Source organism: Microseira sp. BLCC-F43 (assembly GCF_041929235.1).
Classification (GTDB): Bacteria; Cyanobacteriota; Cyanobacteriia; order Cyanobacteriales; family Aerosakkonemataceae; genus Microseira.
In genome coordinates this window covers 109,831-126,185 of sequence record NZ_JBHFNP010000170.1, presented here as the reverse complement: position 1 = coordinate 126,185, position 16,355 = coordinate 109,831, and the positions used below count along the sequence as shown (strand labels likewise).

The following is a 16,355-nucleotide window of genomic DNA, read 5'->3' as shown; positions in this document are numbered from 1 at the left end:
TAAAGAGGGAACCTGCTGCATTAGTCTGCGAGCAGTATGAGCCTCAATTAATAGACGCTTCTTTTTCAAACTTTGAGCCTGCCTTTGTAGTCGTTGCCATTCACCGATTGGGTCGGCGACCTTTACCACAGTTATATTTTGGAATTAATTCATTTTCGACAAATTTATCAAACTTGTCTAAGTAAATATTCGCAAGGATTGGGCTTAATATTGCTCGGGTGTGGGCTTCCACTTAAGGTGGCATAGAGGCTAGTAATAACCTCTCTCGACCCTACCGGGTGGCTTCAGCATTCTTGTCATCGGTACTCAGGAGAAGGTAAGAAGCTACATATTGAGCCAACATCAGAAAGGCTTTGCTGAAATTGGTGCTTGGAGTAATATTATTCCAGTCCCCAATTGTCCCGGTAAGTTCATGAGCATATTGAACAAAATCCCAACTGAACAGGAGTGTAGTGACAGTTAGACCTCTAGAATAACTCTTGTGGCGTAGGCATCCTGCCTGCCCTTGAGTTTCTTTTCTGAAGAAGTCTATTTGACTGTATGTTGTTATGTGATTACATTGTAATCACATAACTGGCAGGCGCAGTCATGGGTACAGTAATCAGAACCCGTTTAGTCAAAATTGGCAACTCTCAGGGAATTCGCATTCCTAAACCTCTGTTGGAGCAAAGTGGTATTTGCGAAAAACTGGAAATTGAAGTTTAGGATAGTTGTTTGATTATCCGTGCAGTTCCAAAGTCACGTATCGGTTGGGAGGAAGCATTTGCAGTTATGGCAGAGAGGCAGGATGATATCCTACTCGACAATGAAACTACTACAGAGTGGGAGCGAGTGGAGTGGGAATGGTAGTTCAACGTTTTGATGTTTTTTTAGTTAACCTTAACCCGACAATTGGTAGCAAGATTCAGAAGACAAGACCTTGTGTGGTAATCTCACCTGATGAGATGAACAAATACATCGCTACAGTCATCGTTGCTACCATGACTACGAAGGGTCAATCCTATCCCACCCGCGTACCTTGCCAATTTCAAGGTAAGGATCGACAAATAGTACTAGATCAAATTCGCACTGTTGATAAAACTCGATTAGTCAAGCGACTCGGTCAGAGCGGTTCTGATGAGCAAAAGGCTGTTTTAGAGATGTTGGCTGAGATGTTTGCTGAGTAACAGGATCGATCGCATTTCGGGTAAATTGAGCTAGCGATCGATCTTGATATAATTAACGCTGTGACTTAGGTGCGATCGCTGCCATCTTTTGTTAAAATATTCACTAGATATTAACTCATTATAAATCAAAAAGTAACAATGACACTCAAAGAATTAGAAGCCCAACTCCTAGCCTTAAGTACGGCAGAAAAAGCACAAGCAATACAACTATTAGCCCAAAGTTTAAGTAATGTTTGGCAAGGAATTGAAAAAACTCCCGGCGTCTGTGGCGGCGATGCCAGAATCGCAAAAACTCGCATCCCTGTTTGGTCGCTGGTCAATTATCAACGCTTAGGTGCGAACGATGCTCGAATCTTACAGGATTTTCCTCATTTGAGTGCAGAAGATTTAGTCAATGCTTGGGCTTATGCAAATGCACAGGTAGAGGAAATTGAAGAGGCTATCCATAGAAATGAGGAACATAGAGAGTTGCGCGAATGGGTTTCGCAGCTGCCTAAAAACAGTCCGAGTCTATCCGATGAAGCCACCAGGCGCGACAGTATTTACGAATAATGGCGAGATATCTGCTTGATACCAATGTTGTTTTGCGTTTCGGCAATCCTGCTGATGTGCAGCATCACCTGGCAACAGAAGCAATATATCGTTTATTGACCCAAGGAAACGAATGTTTTCTGACGGCGCAAGTACTTATAGAATTCTGGGTTGTTGCTACAAGACCCATTGAAGTTAATGTCTTGGGGTGGACTGTAGAACAAACACGCAGCATCATAGACCAACTGCTCAATCGCTTCCCATTGCTAGAGGAATCCTCCCAGATTTTCCCCAATTGGTTAGATTTAGTCACAACCAGCAAAGTTATGGGGAAGCGTACTGATGATGATCGGATTATTGCAGTTATGCTGGCACAAGAAATTACACATCTTTTGACCTTCAATCCTCGCGATTTTGCGATCGCACCCACTATTACAATTGTGCGTCCGCCGGAATTAGCAAGACTTGAAGCCGACGAGTCATAGCTGTTTAACTACATTCTGGCAGTCACGAAATGATTTATACCAAAAAAATAGATAATTTACGTATTTTACGCTAGGAGTCCCCTGTAAAGGTATTGGGGCCTTACAAACAAGCGGTAATTTGGGTACAGGGGTGCGAGTTTGCTTGTCCGGGCTGTATAGTTCCGGAATCGTGGGATGCAGCAGGTGGAGAAGCGATTACCCTCACCGAATTGGCAAGTTGGATTCTCGCACAATCAGATATTGAAGGCATCACCCTCTCTGGCGGCGAACCGATGTTGCAAGCAGCCGCTTTGGCAAGTTTAATTGATACCATTCGTCAGTCAAAAGACTTGGGTGTAATGTGCTACACCGGATATGGATTTGAGCAATTGCAACAACAGGGAACAGCAGATCAAAAGTTATTGTGCGATCGCATCGATTTGCTCGTTGATGGAACTTATATCGAATCTCTGCACGAGGACTTACTCTGGCGGGGTTCTACCAATCAAAGGTTGTTGCTGCTGACGGATCGGTATCGGCAGGTATTAATGCAACAATTGGAAATGGGCGATCGCTCAGCCGGGATAGAATTCGGAATTGATGTCTCTGGTGCGTTCTATTTTACTGTTGTGCCTGCCCGAAAAGGCTTTCGCGCCGAGTTTGAAGCCGGAATGCAGCGGCGAGGGATTAGGCTGGAAAAAGAAAGTTAGACCTATGGCAAAAATAGCACCCGACGGGCAAGATGCCCATGCCACAAGAGTCATTGTTGCTTGTGGGGTGGGCGTCCCGCCTGCCCAAGAATTAATTGTAACAATCTGTTGATTAGCCAAACTAAATGCTTGTATCGCGCGATCGCAACTAGGATCGAATCAAGTGTTGTTGGATTGACTTATGGTAATACTCGACGATTTACCCAAACGATTGCAAGCCGACGATCCGGAAGAACGACGCATCGTTACAGGTGTACCTTGGGAACAATATGAAGTCTTGTTAGCTGATTTAGGAGACAGCTTAGCTTATCGGGTTGCTTATTTAGATGGAGTACTAGAAATTGTGTCACCGAGTCGTCGTCATGAAAACGCCAAAACTCGTACCGGAGATTTACTACTGATTTATTTCCTAGAAACCGATACGGAATACTTCCCAATGGGTTCTACTACCCTTCGCAAACCAGAAAAAAAGGCTGGAGGAGAACCAGATGAGAGCTACTGTATCGGCACAGATAAAGAATTTCCCGATTTGGTAATCGAGGTTGTAGTGACCAGCGGTGGGATTAATCGACTAGATATGTTTAGGCGGTTAGGTGCGCGAGAGGTTTGGTTTTGGCAGAACAACGAGTTTAAACTCTATCACCTGCGCGAAGAAACACCCACCCAATTTACCGCAACCTTCGGTTATGAACTGATTTCTCGCAGTGAATTGCTACCCAACATGGATATCGATCTCCTAACTGAATGCGTTCGCAATCCCAATCCTCTAGCGGCTGCTAAGGAATTTCGCCAACGCCTGCGAGAACAGCTTAACCTTGGTTAAAATCGAAAAGGCTAATTGCTAATTGCTAATTGCTAATTGCTAATCGGTAATTGGTAATTGCTTAGATTCTTTCCTATTACCGATTACCCATTACCAATTACCCATTACCCATTCCCCCCCCATTACCAGTTTAATTTTATCAGCGGCAGTCCCAAATTTTCTGAAGCTGAAATTGCCGAATGTCAGCAAAAAATTATCGCAGCCGAACGTCAGCGACCGGCAGAAATAGAAGCCGAAAGACGGCGAGTAGCTGAAGAAATTGAGCGAGTTCGACAACTGGAAGAGTCGCGCGATCAAATCCAAATGCGGGTAAAGACTATCCTCTGGGATCTGCATTGGCAATCGGCAAATCTCTATATTCCAGAAGCGGTAGCATTGCCAAATCGCGCTGCCAATCAACAGGTGCTAATTGCTCAAGCAGAGTCGGAAACCCAACTGCTAGAAATATCAGAAGCACTGGTGAAAATTGAGTTGGCATTCCCAGAAGCATGGCAACGCAAGCGACGGGATGATGAAGAAAAAAGAATAAGGGCAGATATCGAGCGACAACAGTTTGAATTGGCAGAATTAGAAGGAAAAGTGGCTCAAATTCCAGATGCACAGGACTTACGCAAGGGCGTTGCCAGAAACCCGGTTTCGACCGTCGATCTCTGGTTCCCAAACCAACGATTTTTTGTATCACCAAAGTTTCTTTGCGTAAGTCCTAATGCAGAAGCGATGAAGTTTGATGCGGCGCGCAGACAACAGGTGCGGCGCGTGTTTCAAACTCTGGGAGATCCGATCGCTTCCCACGATCCAGCAGCAGTCCGCCGTCCTCTCACCGAAGCAACTGCCCTGGTTCAAAAGCATCTGCGTCAGATTTTACAAGGACAAAGAGGCTCCCGACACCTACAAGCACAGGCAAATAGACAATTGGCAGACCTCCACGTGATTTTAGCGGGTTTGAAGGCCGATCCGGTAGTGATGCGCTCGATCGCAGCAGCTGTGGCAGAATTAGCAGCGCAGATTGATGCCGCACAACAGGCGATTGCACAGGGTTGGGTGCAACAGGAAATTGCCCAATTAAGCGACTATCGCCAGGGTTCTCAAACCATTCTTGAAACTGCCAACGAAGCGGGATTATATTACCGATAGCATTGCACAGACTTTAGCGGAAATGGGTTTTAACATTACCTTTGATCAAAAAGAACATCCAGATCATCCCGCCAGTGCGATAATTTTGGCAGCCGCTACCAATACGGGCAAAGGAATTAGCGTCAGCGTCCCCATTGCGGGACAGGTGTTTTATGACGTAGATGGTTATCTTAAGCACAGCGTTACCACAGTTGATGGTAATACAGCTGCTGTGTGGGATGAAGCCGAACAGGTGCTAACAGAAATGCACGAGGCTTTAGAAGACAAATTTGGTGTGAAAATGGGTGAAGTGTTATGGGAAGGAAAAGCTCCCAAGCGCATTCTCCGCCAAGCAAATCAATTGCCGAAACGGGAGAGAGTGCGCGAGCGCAGTCTGTAACCTAGTCTGGTAAAAAAGTCAATCAACCGCCCGGAAATTGATTTCTGGGCTAATAGCTAAAGTCCGTTAAAATGAGAATCCCGGTTTCTTAAAGAAACCGGGATTCTGGAGTTTTTGCCTGCTAATAACTCAAGTTGCTAGTTATCTCAAACCATGAGCTAATGGCTAATGGCTAATGGCTATTGTTAGGAAAAATACTGGATTAGCAATTAGCAATTAGCCAGCTAGTTTATCACTAGCAACTTGCGTTAATATTCCACAATTTCAGGATAGATAAATTTATAACCCGCTGCCTTAATTTTCTGATTAGAAACCCGCGCATTATAAGGTCGCACGCTAGGAACAGAAGCATCCCAAGCAACATTAGGCAGATTGTGAGTTGCAAAAATGCGAGCGAGCAATTCGCGGCTAGGTTGCGGTACATCGCCGACTAAATTGTAAATTCCCTGCAATTGATTTGCCAGAGCAAATGTTAACGCCCCGACGATATCATCCAGGTGAATCCAATTCGAGAAATCTTCCCCCGCACCCGGACGAGTCATACCTGACCTTGGTCCAAATATTTTAATCAACTCCCGTCCTGGGCCGTAAATTCCTCCCAGACGTAGAATGCAAACTTTAAGATTTGGACTCGCCGCCGTCATTAATACCCGTTCTGTTTCAGCCAGAATTTCATGGTTTTGGTTTGTCGGTGCAATCGGTGAATCTTCATCCACCCACTCGCCTTTTTTGTCGCCGTAGACAGAATAGCTACCTGTATAAATTACCTGCTGGACTGTAGGCGCTTGTTTTAAAGCAGATACAATGGTTTTGGCAGTTCCTAAATAGGTTTCTTCGTATACACTTGCATCCCTTGCACCGACACACAACAAGACGGCATCTTGGCTTTGCAGAATCTCGCGCATCGCCTCTTCATCACTTCCTTTCAGCACTTCCACCCGGTGTGCAATTGTTTCTAACTCTGCCACTCGTTCCGGTGTCGTCGTGGTAGCGGTGATGACATAATCCGAGTTGGTACGCAAACGTTGAAGCAATACTTTACCTACATAACCACAGCCAATGATAGCAACTTTCACCCATTTCCTCCGTTTTTACAGAACCGCCGTTTAGAATTATTGCCGATTTCGTTGGGACTTTGACCAAGTAAACTGAAGTAAACTAATTACCAATTACCAATTACCCTATCGATGAGTCAAAAAATTCGCGGTGCAGTAGCAGCTGGACACCACAAAACCGCCGAAGCTGGTATCGAAATGTTTCGCAATGGCGGCAATGCCTTCGATGCCGCCGTTGCCGCTATTTTAGCTTCTTTTGTCGCCGAACCGATGTTAACTTCTGTCGCTGGCGGCGGTTTTCTTTTAGCACATACCGGGGATAATCGCAATATTTTGTTTGATTTCTTTACTCAAACACCCCGCCAGAAAAAATCTATTGGCGATATTAATTTTTATCCAGTTGATGTTAACTTTGGCGATGCCATCCAAAGCTTTCATATTGGTTTGGGTTCAATCGCAGTACCGGGAAATCTTTTGGGAGTATTTCAAGTACACCAAAAACTGGGAAGATTACCCTTTCATGTAATAGCTGAACCAGCGATACATTATGCTAAAAACGGCATCCAACTAAGCGAGTTTCAAGCTTATTGCTTAAATCTGCTCAAACCGATTATCATGGCTTCACCTGAATCCCGGAAAGTGTATGCACCGGCTGGGAAATTTATCCAGCCTGGAGATATTGTAGTTATGCAAGATTTGGCGGCATCGGTAACCGAGTTAGTTGAAAATGGTGCGCGGCAGTTTTATTCAGGAGAAATAGCACATCGACTTGTAAAAGATTGTCAGGAAAACGGAGGATATTTAACCTTAGAAGACTTGGAGAAATATCGGGTGATTGAAAGAGAACCGCTGGCGATAAATTACCGCGATCGCATCCTACTCACCAACCCACCTCCCAGTTCTGGCGGTACTCTCATGGCGTTCGCTTTCCAGCTGTTATCTACCATTGATTTAAACAAAATTGAATTTGGGTCTGAGTATCACTTGCAACTTCTGGCTCAAGTTATGCGTTTAACTAATCAAGCCAGAACTGACGGATACGATGCTTATATTTATCAACAAGATATCGCCAAAAAGTTTTTAGGGAACGAGCATTTTCAACCTTACGAACGAGAATTAACAGAAATCCTGAATAAATGGGGAAGTACAACTCACATCAGCGTCATAGATAGCGAAGGCAATGCAGCTTCTGTGACAACTTCTAATGGGGAAGGATCTGGATATGTAATTCCGGGGACGGGGATTATGGTAAATAATATGTTGGGTGAGGAGGATTTAAATCCCTCTGGATTCCATAACTGGCCTCAAAATCTGCGGATTTCTTCGATGATGTCTCCCACAATAGTATTAAAAGATGGTCAGCCAGAAATTGTTTTGGGTTCTGGAGGGTCGAAGCGAATTCGCACCGCAATCCTGCAAGTAATTTCCAACTTGATAGACTTTGAAATGCCTGTCGCTCAAGCAGTAGAAAGTCCTAGAGTACACTTGGAAAACAGAAGATTTCATTTAGAACCTGGATTTGCACCAGAAAAAGTAACAAAGGCTACGCTTCCCCATGGCTCTGAGATGGTTTTATGGAACCAAAAAAATATGTTTTTTGGGGGGGTGAATACAGTGATAACAAATTTAAATGGGTTGATGACAGGTGCTGGCGATCCTCGACGCCAAGGTGTGGTAGAACTCGCTTGATACTTCTCCAGTATCCCTGTAATGCGACTGAGGTCACAACCCACAACGCCTCCTATCACCCAGCCAAATCCAAAAATTGCACATTATGGAGTTAACCTATTTCTAGCGTGACGCTACAACCTCGCTGTAGCCTCATAGGAGAAAATACCCTGTTGATTGAAAAGAGAAGTCGCCATGTTGTTTAATCCTACACAACTACTGATCGACCACTTCGTCAGCCAGCTGCGCGAAGGCTATACCCGCACCTACGGTGGCTGGAAACCGGACTATGCGGACATTCTCAGCTGGGCTGGAAACATGGCTTTGGAAAACATTGCCAACAGCGACGCCCTTTATCACAATGTGGAACACACTATCCTAGTCACCTTAGTGGGACAGGAAATTCTCAGGGGCAAACATATCCGCGAAGGTGGGGTGTCCTGCGAAGATTGGTTGCACTATATTATCTCCCTGTTGTGCCACGACATTGGATACATTAAAGGCGTTTGTCGGCAAGACCGAGAAGTAGAAGGCTTGTACGCCACTGGCATCAACGGCACGATGGCAAAGCTGCCTCCTGGCGCATCCGATGCTAGCCTCACACCTTACCATGTAGACCGGGGCAAACTGTTTATATCCGAACGCTTTGGCGGTCACAAACTAATCGACGCCGAAGTAATCAAAGCCAATATCGAACTCACCCGTTTCCCCGTCCCCAAAGATGAAGATCATCAAGATACAGCACATTATCCCGGTTTAGTTCGCGCCGCCGATCTCATCGGTCAACTAAGCGACCCCCGCTATTTAAAAAAGGTCGGTGCTTTATACTACGAATTTGAAGAAACTGGCGTTAACAAAGGCTTGGGATACCGCCACCCCGGAGACTTGCGTCAGAATTACGCTAAGTTTTTCTGGAATGTTGTTTATGTCTACATCAAAGATGCGCTGCACTATTTAGAACTGACGCAGCAAGGGAAACAAATCATCGCTAACCTCTATTCAAACGTGTTTGTCATCGAACACGAACAGCCAAAGCCTCTGGAGGTAGCTGCTTGAACGGGAGTTGCCAATTTAAGATTGCAAATTGCAGATTGAATTTAAAATCTGCAATCTGCAATCTTAAATCTTAAATTAATCTTGCTGGTTTAGTTGCTTGCTGGCTTGGCGAGACTCGTACCACAGGGGAACGAATATCCATGCCATCAGCAGCAGTAAAGCAACGATGGCAAATTGCGCCACCCAAGCAACTAATTTTTCTAACGGGACAATGTGACCAGCAAAAAATGCCAAACTCACCATTACAGCACCCCATAACGCTGCCCCAGCCAGGTTATAAGCTGTAAATTTCAGGAAGGGCATTTGCACAATTCCGGCTAAGGGACTGGCGAATATTCGCAGCAGGGCAATAAACCGACCGATAAATACGGTTTTTCCGGCGTTTTCGCCAAACTGATGTTTAATTTCTAGAAGTTTTTCTTCGCTGATGCGGAAAATTCGCCCCAGTCCTAGCAGCAAAGGCCAGCCGCCGTATTTACCGATAAAATAGCCGCAGTTACCGCCTAAAAAAGCACCGGCGATCGCACTACCCAAAACCAACCAGTAATTCAGCTTACCACTACCGGCGAGAAACCCTCCCGCGATTGTAATCGTTTCCCCAGGCAAAGGAATTCCCAGGTTTTCCAGCAAAATTCCCAGAAATACCGCCCAGTAGCCGTATTTTCCCGCGATTTCCTCGATGTTTTCTACGGATATAAATTCCAAGGACATCTACAACATCCTTTACAAAGTTTAATACTTCTTATAATCTTGGCCTACTCCCCCGAAGCGTGTCAATCTTGCTAATCGCTAATTGCTCATTGCTAATGGTCATTCGCCCTGGTGTGGGATGACTCATATATCACAGCAGTTACGCAAAGAAACCGGGTTTATAGGAAAAATCGGGGCTTTGGAACCAGAAATCTGCAAACAAACCCGGTTTCTGGCCTGGTCTTGCGTAAGTCCTAAGTTTTTGCCTGTTGACATTTCCACCCCAGAGAGTCAGCCCCGCCATTTACACTGGAATCATCACCTCGCCACCACACCGCCTGCTACCTATGTCGCCCCAGCCCTACCCGATTCCGCAGCGCGAACCGCCCCTACCTCCCCAGGAAACGCTGCCCACGATGTACGATTTGCCCAGCGAAGACCCAGAGGAACCAGGATTGCCTGACGAATATCACGACCTACAACCCCAGTTATTAAGCAAGACTTTTCGCTGTCGTCGCTACCCACCAGAACGGGTATTTACAGGGACTGACCTCAATCTCTACTACGATGCACGCCATTCCCTGTGGCATAAGCGCCCAGATTGGTTTCTGGTGGTGGGAGTTTCCCGCCTGTATGGGGGAACCGAATTACGCTCTAGTTATGTAACCTGGCAGGAAGCAGTCAATCCTTTTGTAGTGGTAGAACTCCTCTCTCCCGGTACGGCAAAGGAGGACTTGGGAGAATATGCAGACGCAGAAGCGGCGCTGGAAGGAGAAAACCCTTCTATCGATACTCAAACCAATGTCGTGGCGGAAGAAAGCAACGGACACGCCAAGGAAACACCGCCGCGAAAATGGGAAGTTTACGAACAAATTCTGCGCGTTCCCTATTACATAGTTTTTAATCGCTACACTAACCGCGTTCGTTGCTTTACCCTTGCTGGCGGACATTACCAAGAACAGGCACTTAATCGAGACAATCCCCGTATCTGGATACCAGAGCTTGAGCTAGGTTTAGGATTGTGGCAAGGAACCTTTGAGGGGATTACTCGCCAGTGGTTGCGCTGGTATGGTGACCAAGATCGATGGGTTCCTACGGATACAGAGTTGGCATTGGAATTGGCAGAACAAGAGCGGTTACGCGCAGAACAAGAACGACTGCGAGCAGAACAAGAACGACTGCGAGCAGATAGGACAGCACAGCAGTTGCGGCAAGTCGTCCGCAATTTGTTGCAATCTGGGATGAGCGTGGAACAGGCGGCAGCGTTGACGGGATTATCGCCAGAGCAGGTGCAGGGAATGGAATAGAAATAGGAATTACCCACGACGATTATAGAAACCGAGTTTCTGCGTAGATCTTTGGTTGCCATCAACGATTTTCCCAGAAACCCGGAATATGAGCGTAAGCTCTGATTACTCCACTTCAATTAGAGTAAATTTTGCAATATTTTTTAGCAAAAAATAATTCTTTTCTTGGAAAAGATCGCCCGTAAAAACTATTGGTAATCGTTCTTGATAAGCTTTAATCGCTAGGATATAGTCACGCTCTGTTAGTTCAACTTGAATTTTACGTAATTTGTCTGCGATCGCACCTAGCAGTGTAATTTTTCCGCTTAATTTTTCGGCAATAGGCGGGTCAATTTGAATCACAACTCCCTGAATTGTAATATTTTTTGCTTGGGTTATCAGTTCGCTCAAGATATCAATTTGAGAGCGATTTTCAGCCAGCGCCAATGTTTCTAAGACTTCGCCCATCCGACGGGGAAAGTCTAAGATCTCTGGTTTTAAAGGCAGTAATATTTCAAATTCTTGTCCTAGAGAGTTAGTCTGAGTCCAAATCGAGGCTTTGTCAGCTATTTTTTCTTGCTGATGCCAGTTATGGGTTTGCAAGTAATCTGCAACTCGTAACGGTTCTATTTCTTTCAGCAAATCTGGATCTTGGACTATGGCTTTCATAGGGATTCTCCTGCTGCAATTCGTTGCATAATCCTTTGTAGAGCTTCTACATTAAATATATTTTGGCGTGGAATTTCAACGGTGATGGTGTTTTGATTCGTGAGTCGGGGTTGTCCTCGCAAAGATAGCCAATAACCGCAGCGTCTCAGACAGAGGGATTCTTCAGACTGAGACAACCATTCTGCGATGTTCTCTGGGACTAAGACAACCACTAAGAGTTGGGGTACAAAAGGGTCATCGCAGCTTAGTTCTTCGTAGTTTTTAGCGGTGAGTCTGTATTTGAGGGATTGTTCTTGCAGGATGTTTTGTGAGGTAGATTTAAGCTGTATATCAAATCGAGGTAAACGCTTTGAACCGATAGTTCCGGGGACGGTGATAGTGGCATCAATTCCGCTATTCAATATTCAAATCAGCTAAGAGCGCAGTTTATCCAAAAAACTCCTCATCTCCCACACCAGCCACTTTTTTTCTGCCTGGGTCAAAAATAAGCCAAAGCGATAATATGGAACTTTCCCCCGGCACATTGTAATCTGATTGAACCAACCTGTTTTTACTGTTAGCTGCTTAATATCGGAACGGTATTCTTTTACTTCCTTGAATAACCAAATCGGTGAACTCTGCTGAATTCGTAAATTTTCTGGGTTCATCTCCAACTTAATGTGACACAATGAACCCCGTAGAGAATCGCGCAACAGCAATATGCCAATTGACCAAAAGATGACGAGGAAAATCCAAGCCAAGGGATTCTCTAAATTAATCGCACCTGCCTTGTGAAATTCTCTGATAATCCAGAGTATTAAACCTGAGATTCCATTCCAAATTAGGGATAATAGAGTAAACAGTTGACTCTGATTCGTGCGTAACCCTACGGGAGGAATTTCTATGAGTAACCGCGACTCTGTTCGAGTTAAAACGAGCGGGCTATGCTTCGGTTTGCGAGGGTTTAGCGATTTGAATTTAGCAATTTCCCGTTCGTTTTGTAATACAGCTAAGGCTTCTTGGGCAGAATCAAAGCGGTTTTCTATCTCTGGTTCAATCATCTGATCTAACCAGTTGGCAAACTTTTTGGAAACGCGAAGATGAGAGCGGAAATTAATTTTTAGGCGGCGCTGGGGTAAATCGGCGGGGGATTTCTGGGTTAACAAAAACAGCAGTGTTGTTCCCAAACCATATAAATCTGTCGAGAGTACTGCTTGTCCTCGAAATTGTTCGGGTGCCATATAGCCATAAGTTCCCACTACCGTACTGCCACCCGTGACGGTTTGGTGATAAACATCTTGCACCGCCCCAAAATCTACTAGGAACAGATCCCCCCATGCCCCCCTTAATAAGGGGGGTTCTGATGCCCCCCTTATTAAGGGGGGTTCTGATGCCCCCTTTGGTAAGGGCGGTTCTGATGCCCCCCGAGGTTCGGGCGGTTCTGATGCCCCCCTTATTAAGGGGGGTTGGGGGGATCGCAGGATAATGTTTTGTGGCTTGATATCCCGGTGGATGATAGGAGGAGTAAGGGTTTGCAGATAAACGAGAATTTCTAAGACTTGAATTGCGATATCTTTAACTTCAGATTCCTGGGGACGCCAGCCATTTTCTATCCAGTTGGCTAAAGAGGTTCCTTCTGCCAATTCTTGCACGAGGTAGAAACTTCGGTCATTTTCTGTTTCTACCTGGAAATAGTCCAGATAATGGGGAATGCCGGGATGATGGAGTTGGGAGAGAGTTTTACTTTCTCGTTCAAACAATTCCAGGGCTTTCCAGTCTGTCATTCGCCGCAGAGACAAGGTTTTAATCGCTACGAGTTTATTGTTTTGTAAGTCAATAGCTTGGTAAGTGATGCCGATGCCACCCTGTCCCAAGGTACTTTTGATGCGATATTTTTGGGCAATAATATCGCCCGATTTGTGCAGGAGTTCCATGATTGCTTTAATCGAATTGGTGATGCTGGCTGTAATTGTTACCTGTTGGTTTATACATTTCTTCAGGTGTTTTACTCTTTTGCACCATAACGTTTGAGCAGAAGGGCTACATCCTTAGAGTTGTTCCATGCTGGGATGTGCAGCGGAGTTTGCCCCGATTGATTCAAAGCATTGACATCAGCACCCTTGGCAATCAGCAGAAGGGCTACATCCGTCCTGTTGCTCCATGCTGCACTATGCAGCGGAGTTTCGCCCGATTGATTCTTGGCATTGACATCAGCACCCTTGGTAATCAGCAGTTGGGCGATATCCTTCCCGTTGCCCCATACTGCACTAGGCAGCGGAATTTCGCCTGATTGATTCTTGGCATTGACATCAACACCCTTAGCTGCCCAGTGCAGCGGAGTGTCGCCCGATTGATTCAAAGCATTGACATCAGCACCCTTGGCAATCAGCAGAAGGGCTACATCCTTCTTGTTGTACGATGCTGCCCAGTGCAGCGGAGTGTCGCCCGCTTGATTCAAAGCATTGACATCAGCACCCTTGGCAATCAGCAGAAGGGCTGCATCCGTCCTCTGGTTGTACAATACTACCTGGTGCAGCGGAGTGTCGCCCGCTTGATTCAAAGCATTGACATTGGCACCCTTGGCAATCAGCAGTTGGGCTACATCCTTCGAGTTGTAGAATGCTGCATAGTGCAGCGGAGTGTCGCCCGATTGTTCCTTAGCATTGACATTGGCACCCTTGACAATCAGCAGTTGGGCTACATCCTTCGAGTTGTTCTGTGCTGCCCAGTGCAGCGGAGTTTGGCTCCATTGATTCAAAGCATTGACATCAGCACCCTTGGCAATCAGCAGGAGAGCTAACTCTTTGTTGTTAAATGCTGCCGCACACCCCAACAACGACGTGGGATCTTTCAGGCTATTAGGATTGCCGCCTTGGTTGATATAATTCCTGATCTCATTGGCGTCATAACATATTGTTCCAGTAGGCTCAAATCCCAAGCGGTTTAAGATAGCCCATCGGTAAGAATTCAGCACAAACATTGTTGCAATTGTCGCCATTCCCAAGGAAGCGATCGCACCCCACTCTCCTCTTGTACTATGAACTTTAGCAATCTTTTTCTCACCCCGCAGCACTGCCAAAGCTACTTTAGCCGATGCAAATCTATCTTCTACATCTGGATCTAGCATCTTCTCTAACCAGGCAGCAAAATCCTCAGATATTTGCAGGCGGGAACGGAAATTTAACTTCAGTCCATCTGTCGGTAATTCTGCCGGCGAACGGTGCGTTAGCAAAAATAATAATGTAGCTCCTAAACCATACAAATCCGTCACAGGAACTGCTTGTCCTCGGAATTGTTCGGGAGCCATATAACCAAACGTTCCTACTACGGTACGCCCCCGCATAAAGGTACTGTAATAGGTATCCTGCACGGCACCAAAATCAACCAGAAAGAGATCCCCCCATGCCCCCCTTAATAAGGGGGGTTCTGATGCCCCCCGAGGTTCGGGGGGTTGGGGGGATCGCAGGATAATATTTTGTGGCTTGATATCTCGGTGGATGACGGGTGGTGTTTGCTGGTGCAGATAAACCAAAATTTCTAATATTTGTTCGGCGATGCGTCGCACTTCTGCCTCTGTAGCGTGCCATCCCGCTTGAACGAGTGCGGCTAAGGATTTTCCTTCTGCCAATTGTTGAGCAATGTAAAAAGAACGGTCAGAGGGCGTATCTACATGGAAATATTCCAAATAACGCGGAATCGCAGGATGATTGAGTTGAGCTAGAACTTTGGCTTCCCGTTCAAATAACTCGATCATTTTCCAGTCATTCATCCGATGCAGGGAAAGCGCTTTGAGTGCGACTCGCTGACCTGTTTGTAAGTCTTCTGCGTGGTAGGTTGTCCCGCTTCCACCTTGCCCCAAGGTGTCTATGATGCGATACCGTTGAGCAATGATGTCTTGTGTCTGGTGCAGTTGTTCCATACTGCTTCCCCTGGTTTGTGGTGTGGTGGGATTATAGCCTATAGGATTCAGAATGTCAGCGAGCCCGCGATCGCTGCGATCTTGCACCTGCAATCCCAGCCCACCAACGATTAAAATCACGCATCTCACAGCTAAAGTCCACTTAAGTAAACTAAAATCTTGTCTTTTTTAGTCGGATTTATCCGACTTTAGCTATTAGACGGGGAATTTATTCCCCGTCGGGCGATGACAACTGTTGCAGGATCTGCAATTGCTTCGCGATCGCATCTACTCAAACTCCGGCGACCACAAATCCGAAACCGCAACTTCCCATCCCGGCAGTAAATCTGGCACTGTCAAAATATCACCATCCTGTAAAATTTCCACATCCTGACCAAGACGATAAATTTCTATAATCCGCTTTTCCGGGTTAATCAAAATACCCACTCTAGTTCCCAAAGCTAGGAATTCTTCAATCTTTGTCCTCAAAGATTTTAAACTCTCGTTAGGAGATTTAACTTCTACCATTAAATCGGGAGCCAATTGGGCAAAAGAACTGGGACTTTTACGCAATCTTTCTGCTAAAACAAACGAGACATCCGGCGCTCTCAAATCTGAGTTTGGTAAGCTAAATCCAGCACTGGAACCAGTTACCCGTCCTAGCTTCTGGGGTCTAACCCAGTTTGCCAGAACTCGACCAAACTCAAACGCTACTTCATCTGACTCATAACCTGATGGACTCATAACGATAATGTCCCCGCGAACTAACTCCATGCGATGATCGGGATGCTCTGCTTGTAGTTTCTCCAAGTCTTTTATCGTTAAGGATGACATAGAAACTCCTAAA

General features: G+C 45.7%; 17 protein-coding genes and 1 pseudogene. 11 read left to right on the top strand and 7 right to left on the bottom strand.

Going from position 1 to position 16,355, the window contains the following annotated elements; genetic code table 11:
- Nucleotides 1–588 precede the first annotated feature (588 nt).
- The 8 genes and pseudogenes from ACE1CM_RS24535 to ACE1CM_RS24500 all read left to right on the top strand — a co-directional run bounded on the left by ACE1CM_RS24535 (nt 589) and on the right by ACE1CM_RS24500 (nt 5,207).
- Nucleotides 589–705, top strand: a complete 117-nt coding sequence (locus tag ACE1CM_RS24535; RefSeq protein WP_374881233.1) for an AbrB/MazE/SpoVT family DNA-binding domain-containing protein — start codon at nt 589–591, stop codon at nt 703–705.
- Nucleotides 706–842: 137 nt separating this feature from the next.
- Nucleotides 843–1,166, top strand: a complete 324-nt coding sequence (locus ACE1CM_RS24530) for a type II toxin-antitoxin system PemK/MazF family toxin (RefSeq protein WP_374881231.1) — start codon at nt 843–845, stop codon at nt 1,164–1,166.
- Between the two features lie 138 nt (nt 1,167–1,304).
- Nucleotides 1,305–1,625, top strand: a pseudogene (locus tag ACE1CM_RS24525) (DUF433 domain-containing protein); the annotation flags it as partial.
- A gap of 92 nt (nt 1,626–1,717) precedes the next feature.
- The gene (locus ACE1CM_RS24520; protein ID WP_374881229.1) at nt 1,718–2,182 is read left to right on the top strand and encodes a type II toxin-antitoxin system VapC family toxin; all 465 of its coding nucleotides are present in this window, start codon (nt 1,718–1,720) and stop codon (nt 2,180–2,182) included.
- A gap of 92 nt (nt 2,183–2,274) precedes the next feature.
- Nucleotides 2,275–2,871: a 4Fe-4S single cluster domain-containing protein gene (locus ACE1CM_RS24515; protein WP_374881227.1), complete on the top strand. Its 597-nt coding sequence runs from the start codon at nt 2,275–2,277 to the stop codon at nt 2,869–2,871.
- 181 nt (nt 2,872–3,052) lie between these two features.
- Nucleotides 3,053–3,694, top strand: coding sequence for a Uma2 family endonuclease (locus tag ACE1CM_RS24510; protein ID WP_374881225.1), 642 nt, complete (start codon nt 3,053–3,055; stop codon nt 3,692–3,694).
- 57 nt (nt 3,695–3,751) lie between these two features.
- Nucleotides 3,752–4,828: a hypothetical protein gene (locus ACE1CM_RS24505; protein ID WP_374881223.1), complete on the top strand. Its 1,077-nt coding sequence runs from the start codon at nt 3,752–3,754 to the stop codon at nt 4,826–4,828.
- A complete protein-coding gene (locus ACE1CM_RS24500; protein WP_374881221.1) occupies nt 4,791–5,207 on the top strand; it encodes a hypothetical protein in 417 nt (138 codons plus the stop codon). The genes ACE1CM_RS24505 and ACE1CM_RS24500 overlap by 38 nt, the downstream gene beginning before the upstream one ends.
- A 248-nt stretch (nt 5,208–5,455) precedes the next feature.
- Here ACE1CM_RS24500 and ACE1CM_RS24495 read toward each other — a convergent pair whose 3' ends face one another.
- Nucleotides 5,456–6,283 (bottom strand): SDR family oxidoreductase, encoded by an 828-nt coding sequence (locus ACE1CM_RS24495; protein WP_374881219.1) that lies wholly within the window; start codon nt 6,281–6,283, stop codon nt 5,456–5,458.
- A gap of 111 nt (nt 6,284–6,394) precedes the next feature.
- Here ACE1CM_RS24495 and ggt point away from each other — a divergent pair, with 111 nt between their 5' ends.
- Together ggt and ACE1CM_RS24485 are read left to right on the top strand one after the other, a co-directional pair.
- Nucleotides 6,395–7,951, top strand: a complete 1,557-nt coding sequence (ggt, locus tag ACE1CM_RS24490; RefSeq protein ID WP_374881217.1) for a gamma-glutamyltransferase — start codon at nt 6,395–6,397, stop codon at nt 7,949–7,951.
- A 174-nt stretch (nt 7,952–8,125) separates the two neighbouring features.
- A complete protein-coding gene (locus tag ACE1CM_RS24485; protein ID WP_374881215.1) occupies nt 8,126–8,986 on the top strand; it encodes an Npun_R2479 family HD domain-containing metalloprotein in 861 nt (286 codons plus the stop codon).
- 75 nt (nt 8,987–9,061) lie between these two features.
- Here the strand turns inward: ACE1CM_RS24485 and ACE1CM_RS24480 are convergent, their stop codons facing one another.
- Nucleotides 9,062–9,697 carry a DedA family protein gene (locus tag ACE1CM_RS24480; protein ID WP_374881213.1) on the bottom strand — a complete coding sequence of 212 codons (636 nt, stop codon included), beginning with the start codon at nt 9,695–9,697 and terminating at the stop codon, nt 9,062–9,064.
- A gap of 326 nt (nt 9,698–10,023) precedes the next feature.
- On the opposite strand from ACE1CM_RS24480, the gene ACE1CM_RS24475 reads away from it, so the two are divergent.
- Nucleotides 10,024–10,983 carry a Uma2 family endonuclease gene (locus ACE1CM_RS24475; RefSeq protein ID WP_374881249.1) on the top strand — a complete coding sequence of 320 codons (960 nt, stop codon included), beginning with the start codon at nt 10,024–10,026 and terminating at the stop codon, nt 10,981–10,983.
- A 105-nt stretch (nt 10,984–11,088) separates the two neighbouring features.
- Here the strand turns inward: ACE1CM_RS24475 and ACE1CM_RS24470 are convergent, their stop codons facing one another.
- The 5 genes from ACE1CM_RS24470 to ACE1CM_RS24450 form a co-directional block, all read right to left on the bottom strand.
- A complete protein-coding gene (locus ACE1CM_RS24470; RefSeq protein ID WP_374881211.1) occupies nt 11,089–11,631 on the bottom strand; it encodes a hypothetical protein in 543 nt (180 codons plus the stop codon).
- The gene (locus ACE1CM_RS24465) at nt 11,628–12,032 is read right to left on the bottom strand and encodes a DUF4365 domain-containing protein (RefSeq protein WP_374881209.1); all 405 of its coding nucleotides are present in this window, start codon (nt 12,030–12,032) and stop codon (nt 11,628–11,630) included. The genes ACE1CM_RS24470 and ACE1CM_RS24465 overlap by 4 nt, the downstream gene beginning before the upstream one ends.
- Nucleotides 12,033–12,044: 12 nt before the next feature.
- Entirely contained in the window at nt 12,045–13,544 is a 1,500-nt protein-coding gene (locus ACE1CM_RS24460) for a serine/threonine protein kinase (protein ID WP_374881207.1), read from the bottom strand.
- Nucleotides 13,545–13,615: 71 nt separating this feature from the next.
- On the bottom strand, nt 13,616–15,658 hold the full coding sequence (locus ACE1CM_RS24455) for an ankyrin repeat domain-containing protein (protein WP_374881205.1): 2,043 nt from the start codon (nt 15,656–15,658) through the stop codon (nt 13,616–13,618).
- Nucleotides 15,659–15,796: 138 nt separating this feature from the next.
- Nucleotides 15,797–16,342 carry a Uma2 family endonuclease gene (locus tag ACE1CM_RS24450; RefSeq protein ID WP_374881203.1) on the bottom strand — a complete coding sequence of 182 codons (546 nt, stop codon included), beginning with the start codon at nt 16,340–16,342 and terminating at the stop codon, nt 15,797–15,799.
- Nucleotides 16,343–16,355: the final 13 nt, after the last annotated feature.

Bases quoted from the DNA above. Each gene is read 5' to 3' on its own strand.
- ACE1CM_RS24475 (WP_374881249.1), top strand. From the start codon at position 10,024: ATGTCGCCCCAGCCCTACCCGATTCCGCAGCGCGAACCGCCCCTACCT.
- ACE1CM_RS24450 (WP_374881203.1), bottom strand. From the start codon at position 16,342: ATGTCATCCTTAACGATAAAAGACTTGGAGAAACTACAAGCAGAGCAT.
- ACE1CM_RS24520 (WP_374881229.1), top strand. From the start codon at position 1,718: ATGGCGAGATATCTGCTTGATACCAATGTTGTTTTGCGTTTCGGCAAT.
- ACE1CM_RS24485 (WP_374881215.1), top strand. From the start codon at position 8,126: ATGTTGTTTAATCCTACACAACTACTGATCGACCACTTCGTCAGCCAG.
- ACE1CM_RS24530 (WP_374881231.1), top strand. From the start codon at position 843: ATGGTAGTTCAACGTTTTGATGTTTTTTTAGTTAACCTTAACCCGACA.
- ACE1CM_RS24535 (WP_374881233.1), top strand. From the start codon at position 589: ATGGGTACAGTAATCAGAACCCGTTTAGTCAAAATTGGCAACTCTCAG.
- ggt (WP_374881217.1), top strand. From the start codon at position 6,395: ATGAGTCAAAAAATTCGCGGTGCAGTAGCAGCTGGACACCACAAAACC.
- ACE1CM_RS24510 (WP_374881225.1), top strand. From the start codon at position 3,053: ATGGTAATACTCGACGATTTACCCAAACGATTGCAAGCCGACGATCCG.
- ACE1CM_RS24460 (WP_374881207.1), bottom strand. From the start codon at position 13,544: ATGGAACTCCTGCACAAATCGGGCGATATTATTGCCCAAAAATATCGC.
- ACE1CM_RS24480 (WP_374881213.1), bottom strand. From the start codon at position 9,697: ATGTCCTTGGAATTTATATCCGTAGAAAACATCGAGGAAATCGCGGGA.
- ACE1CM_RS24470 (WP_374881211.1), bottom strand. From the start codon at position 11,631: ATGAAAGCCATAGTCCAAGATCCAGATTTGCTGAAAGAAATAGAACCG.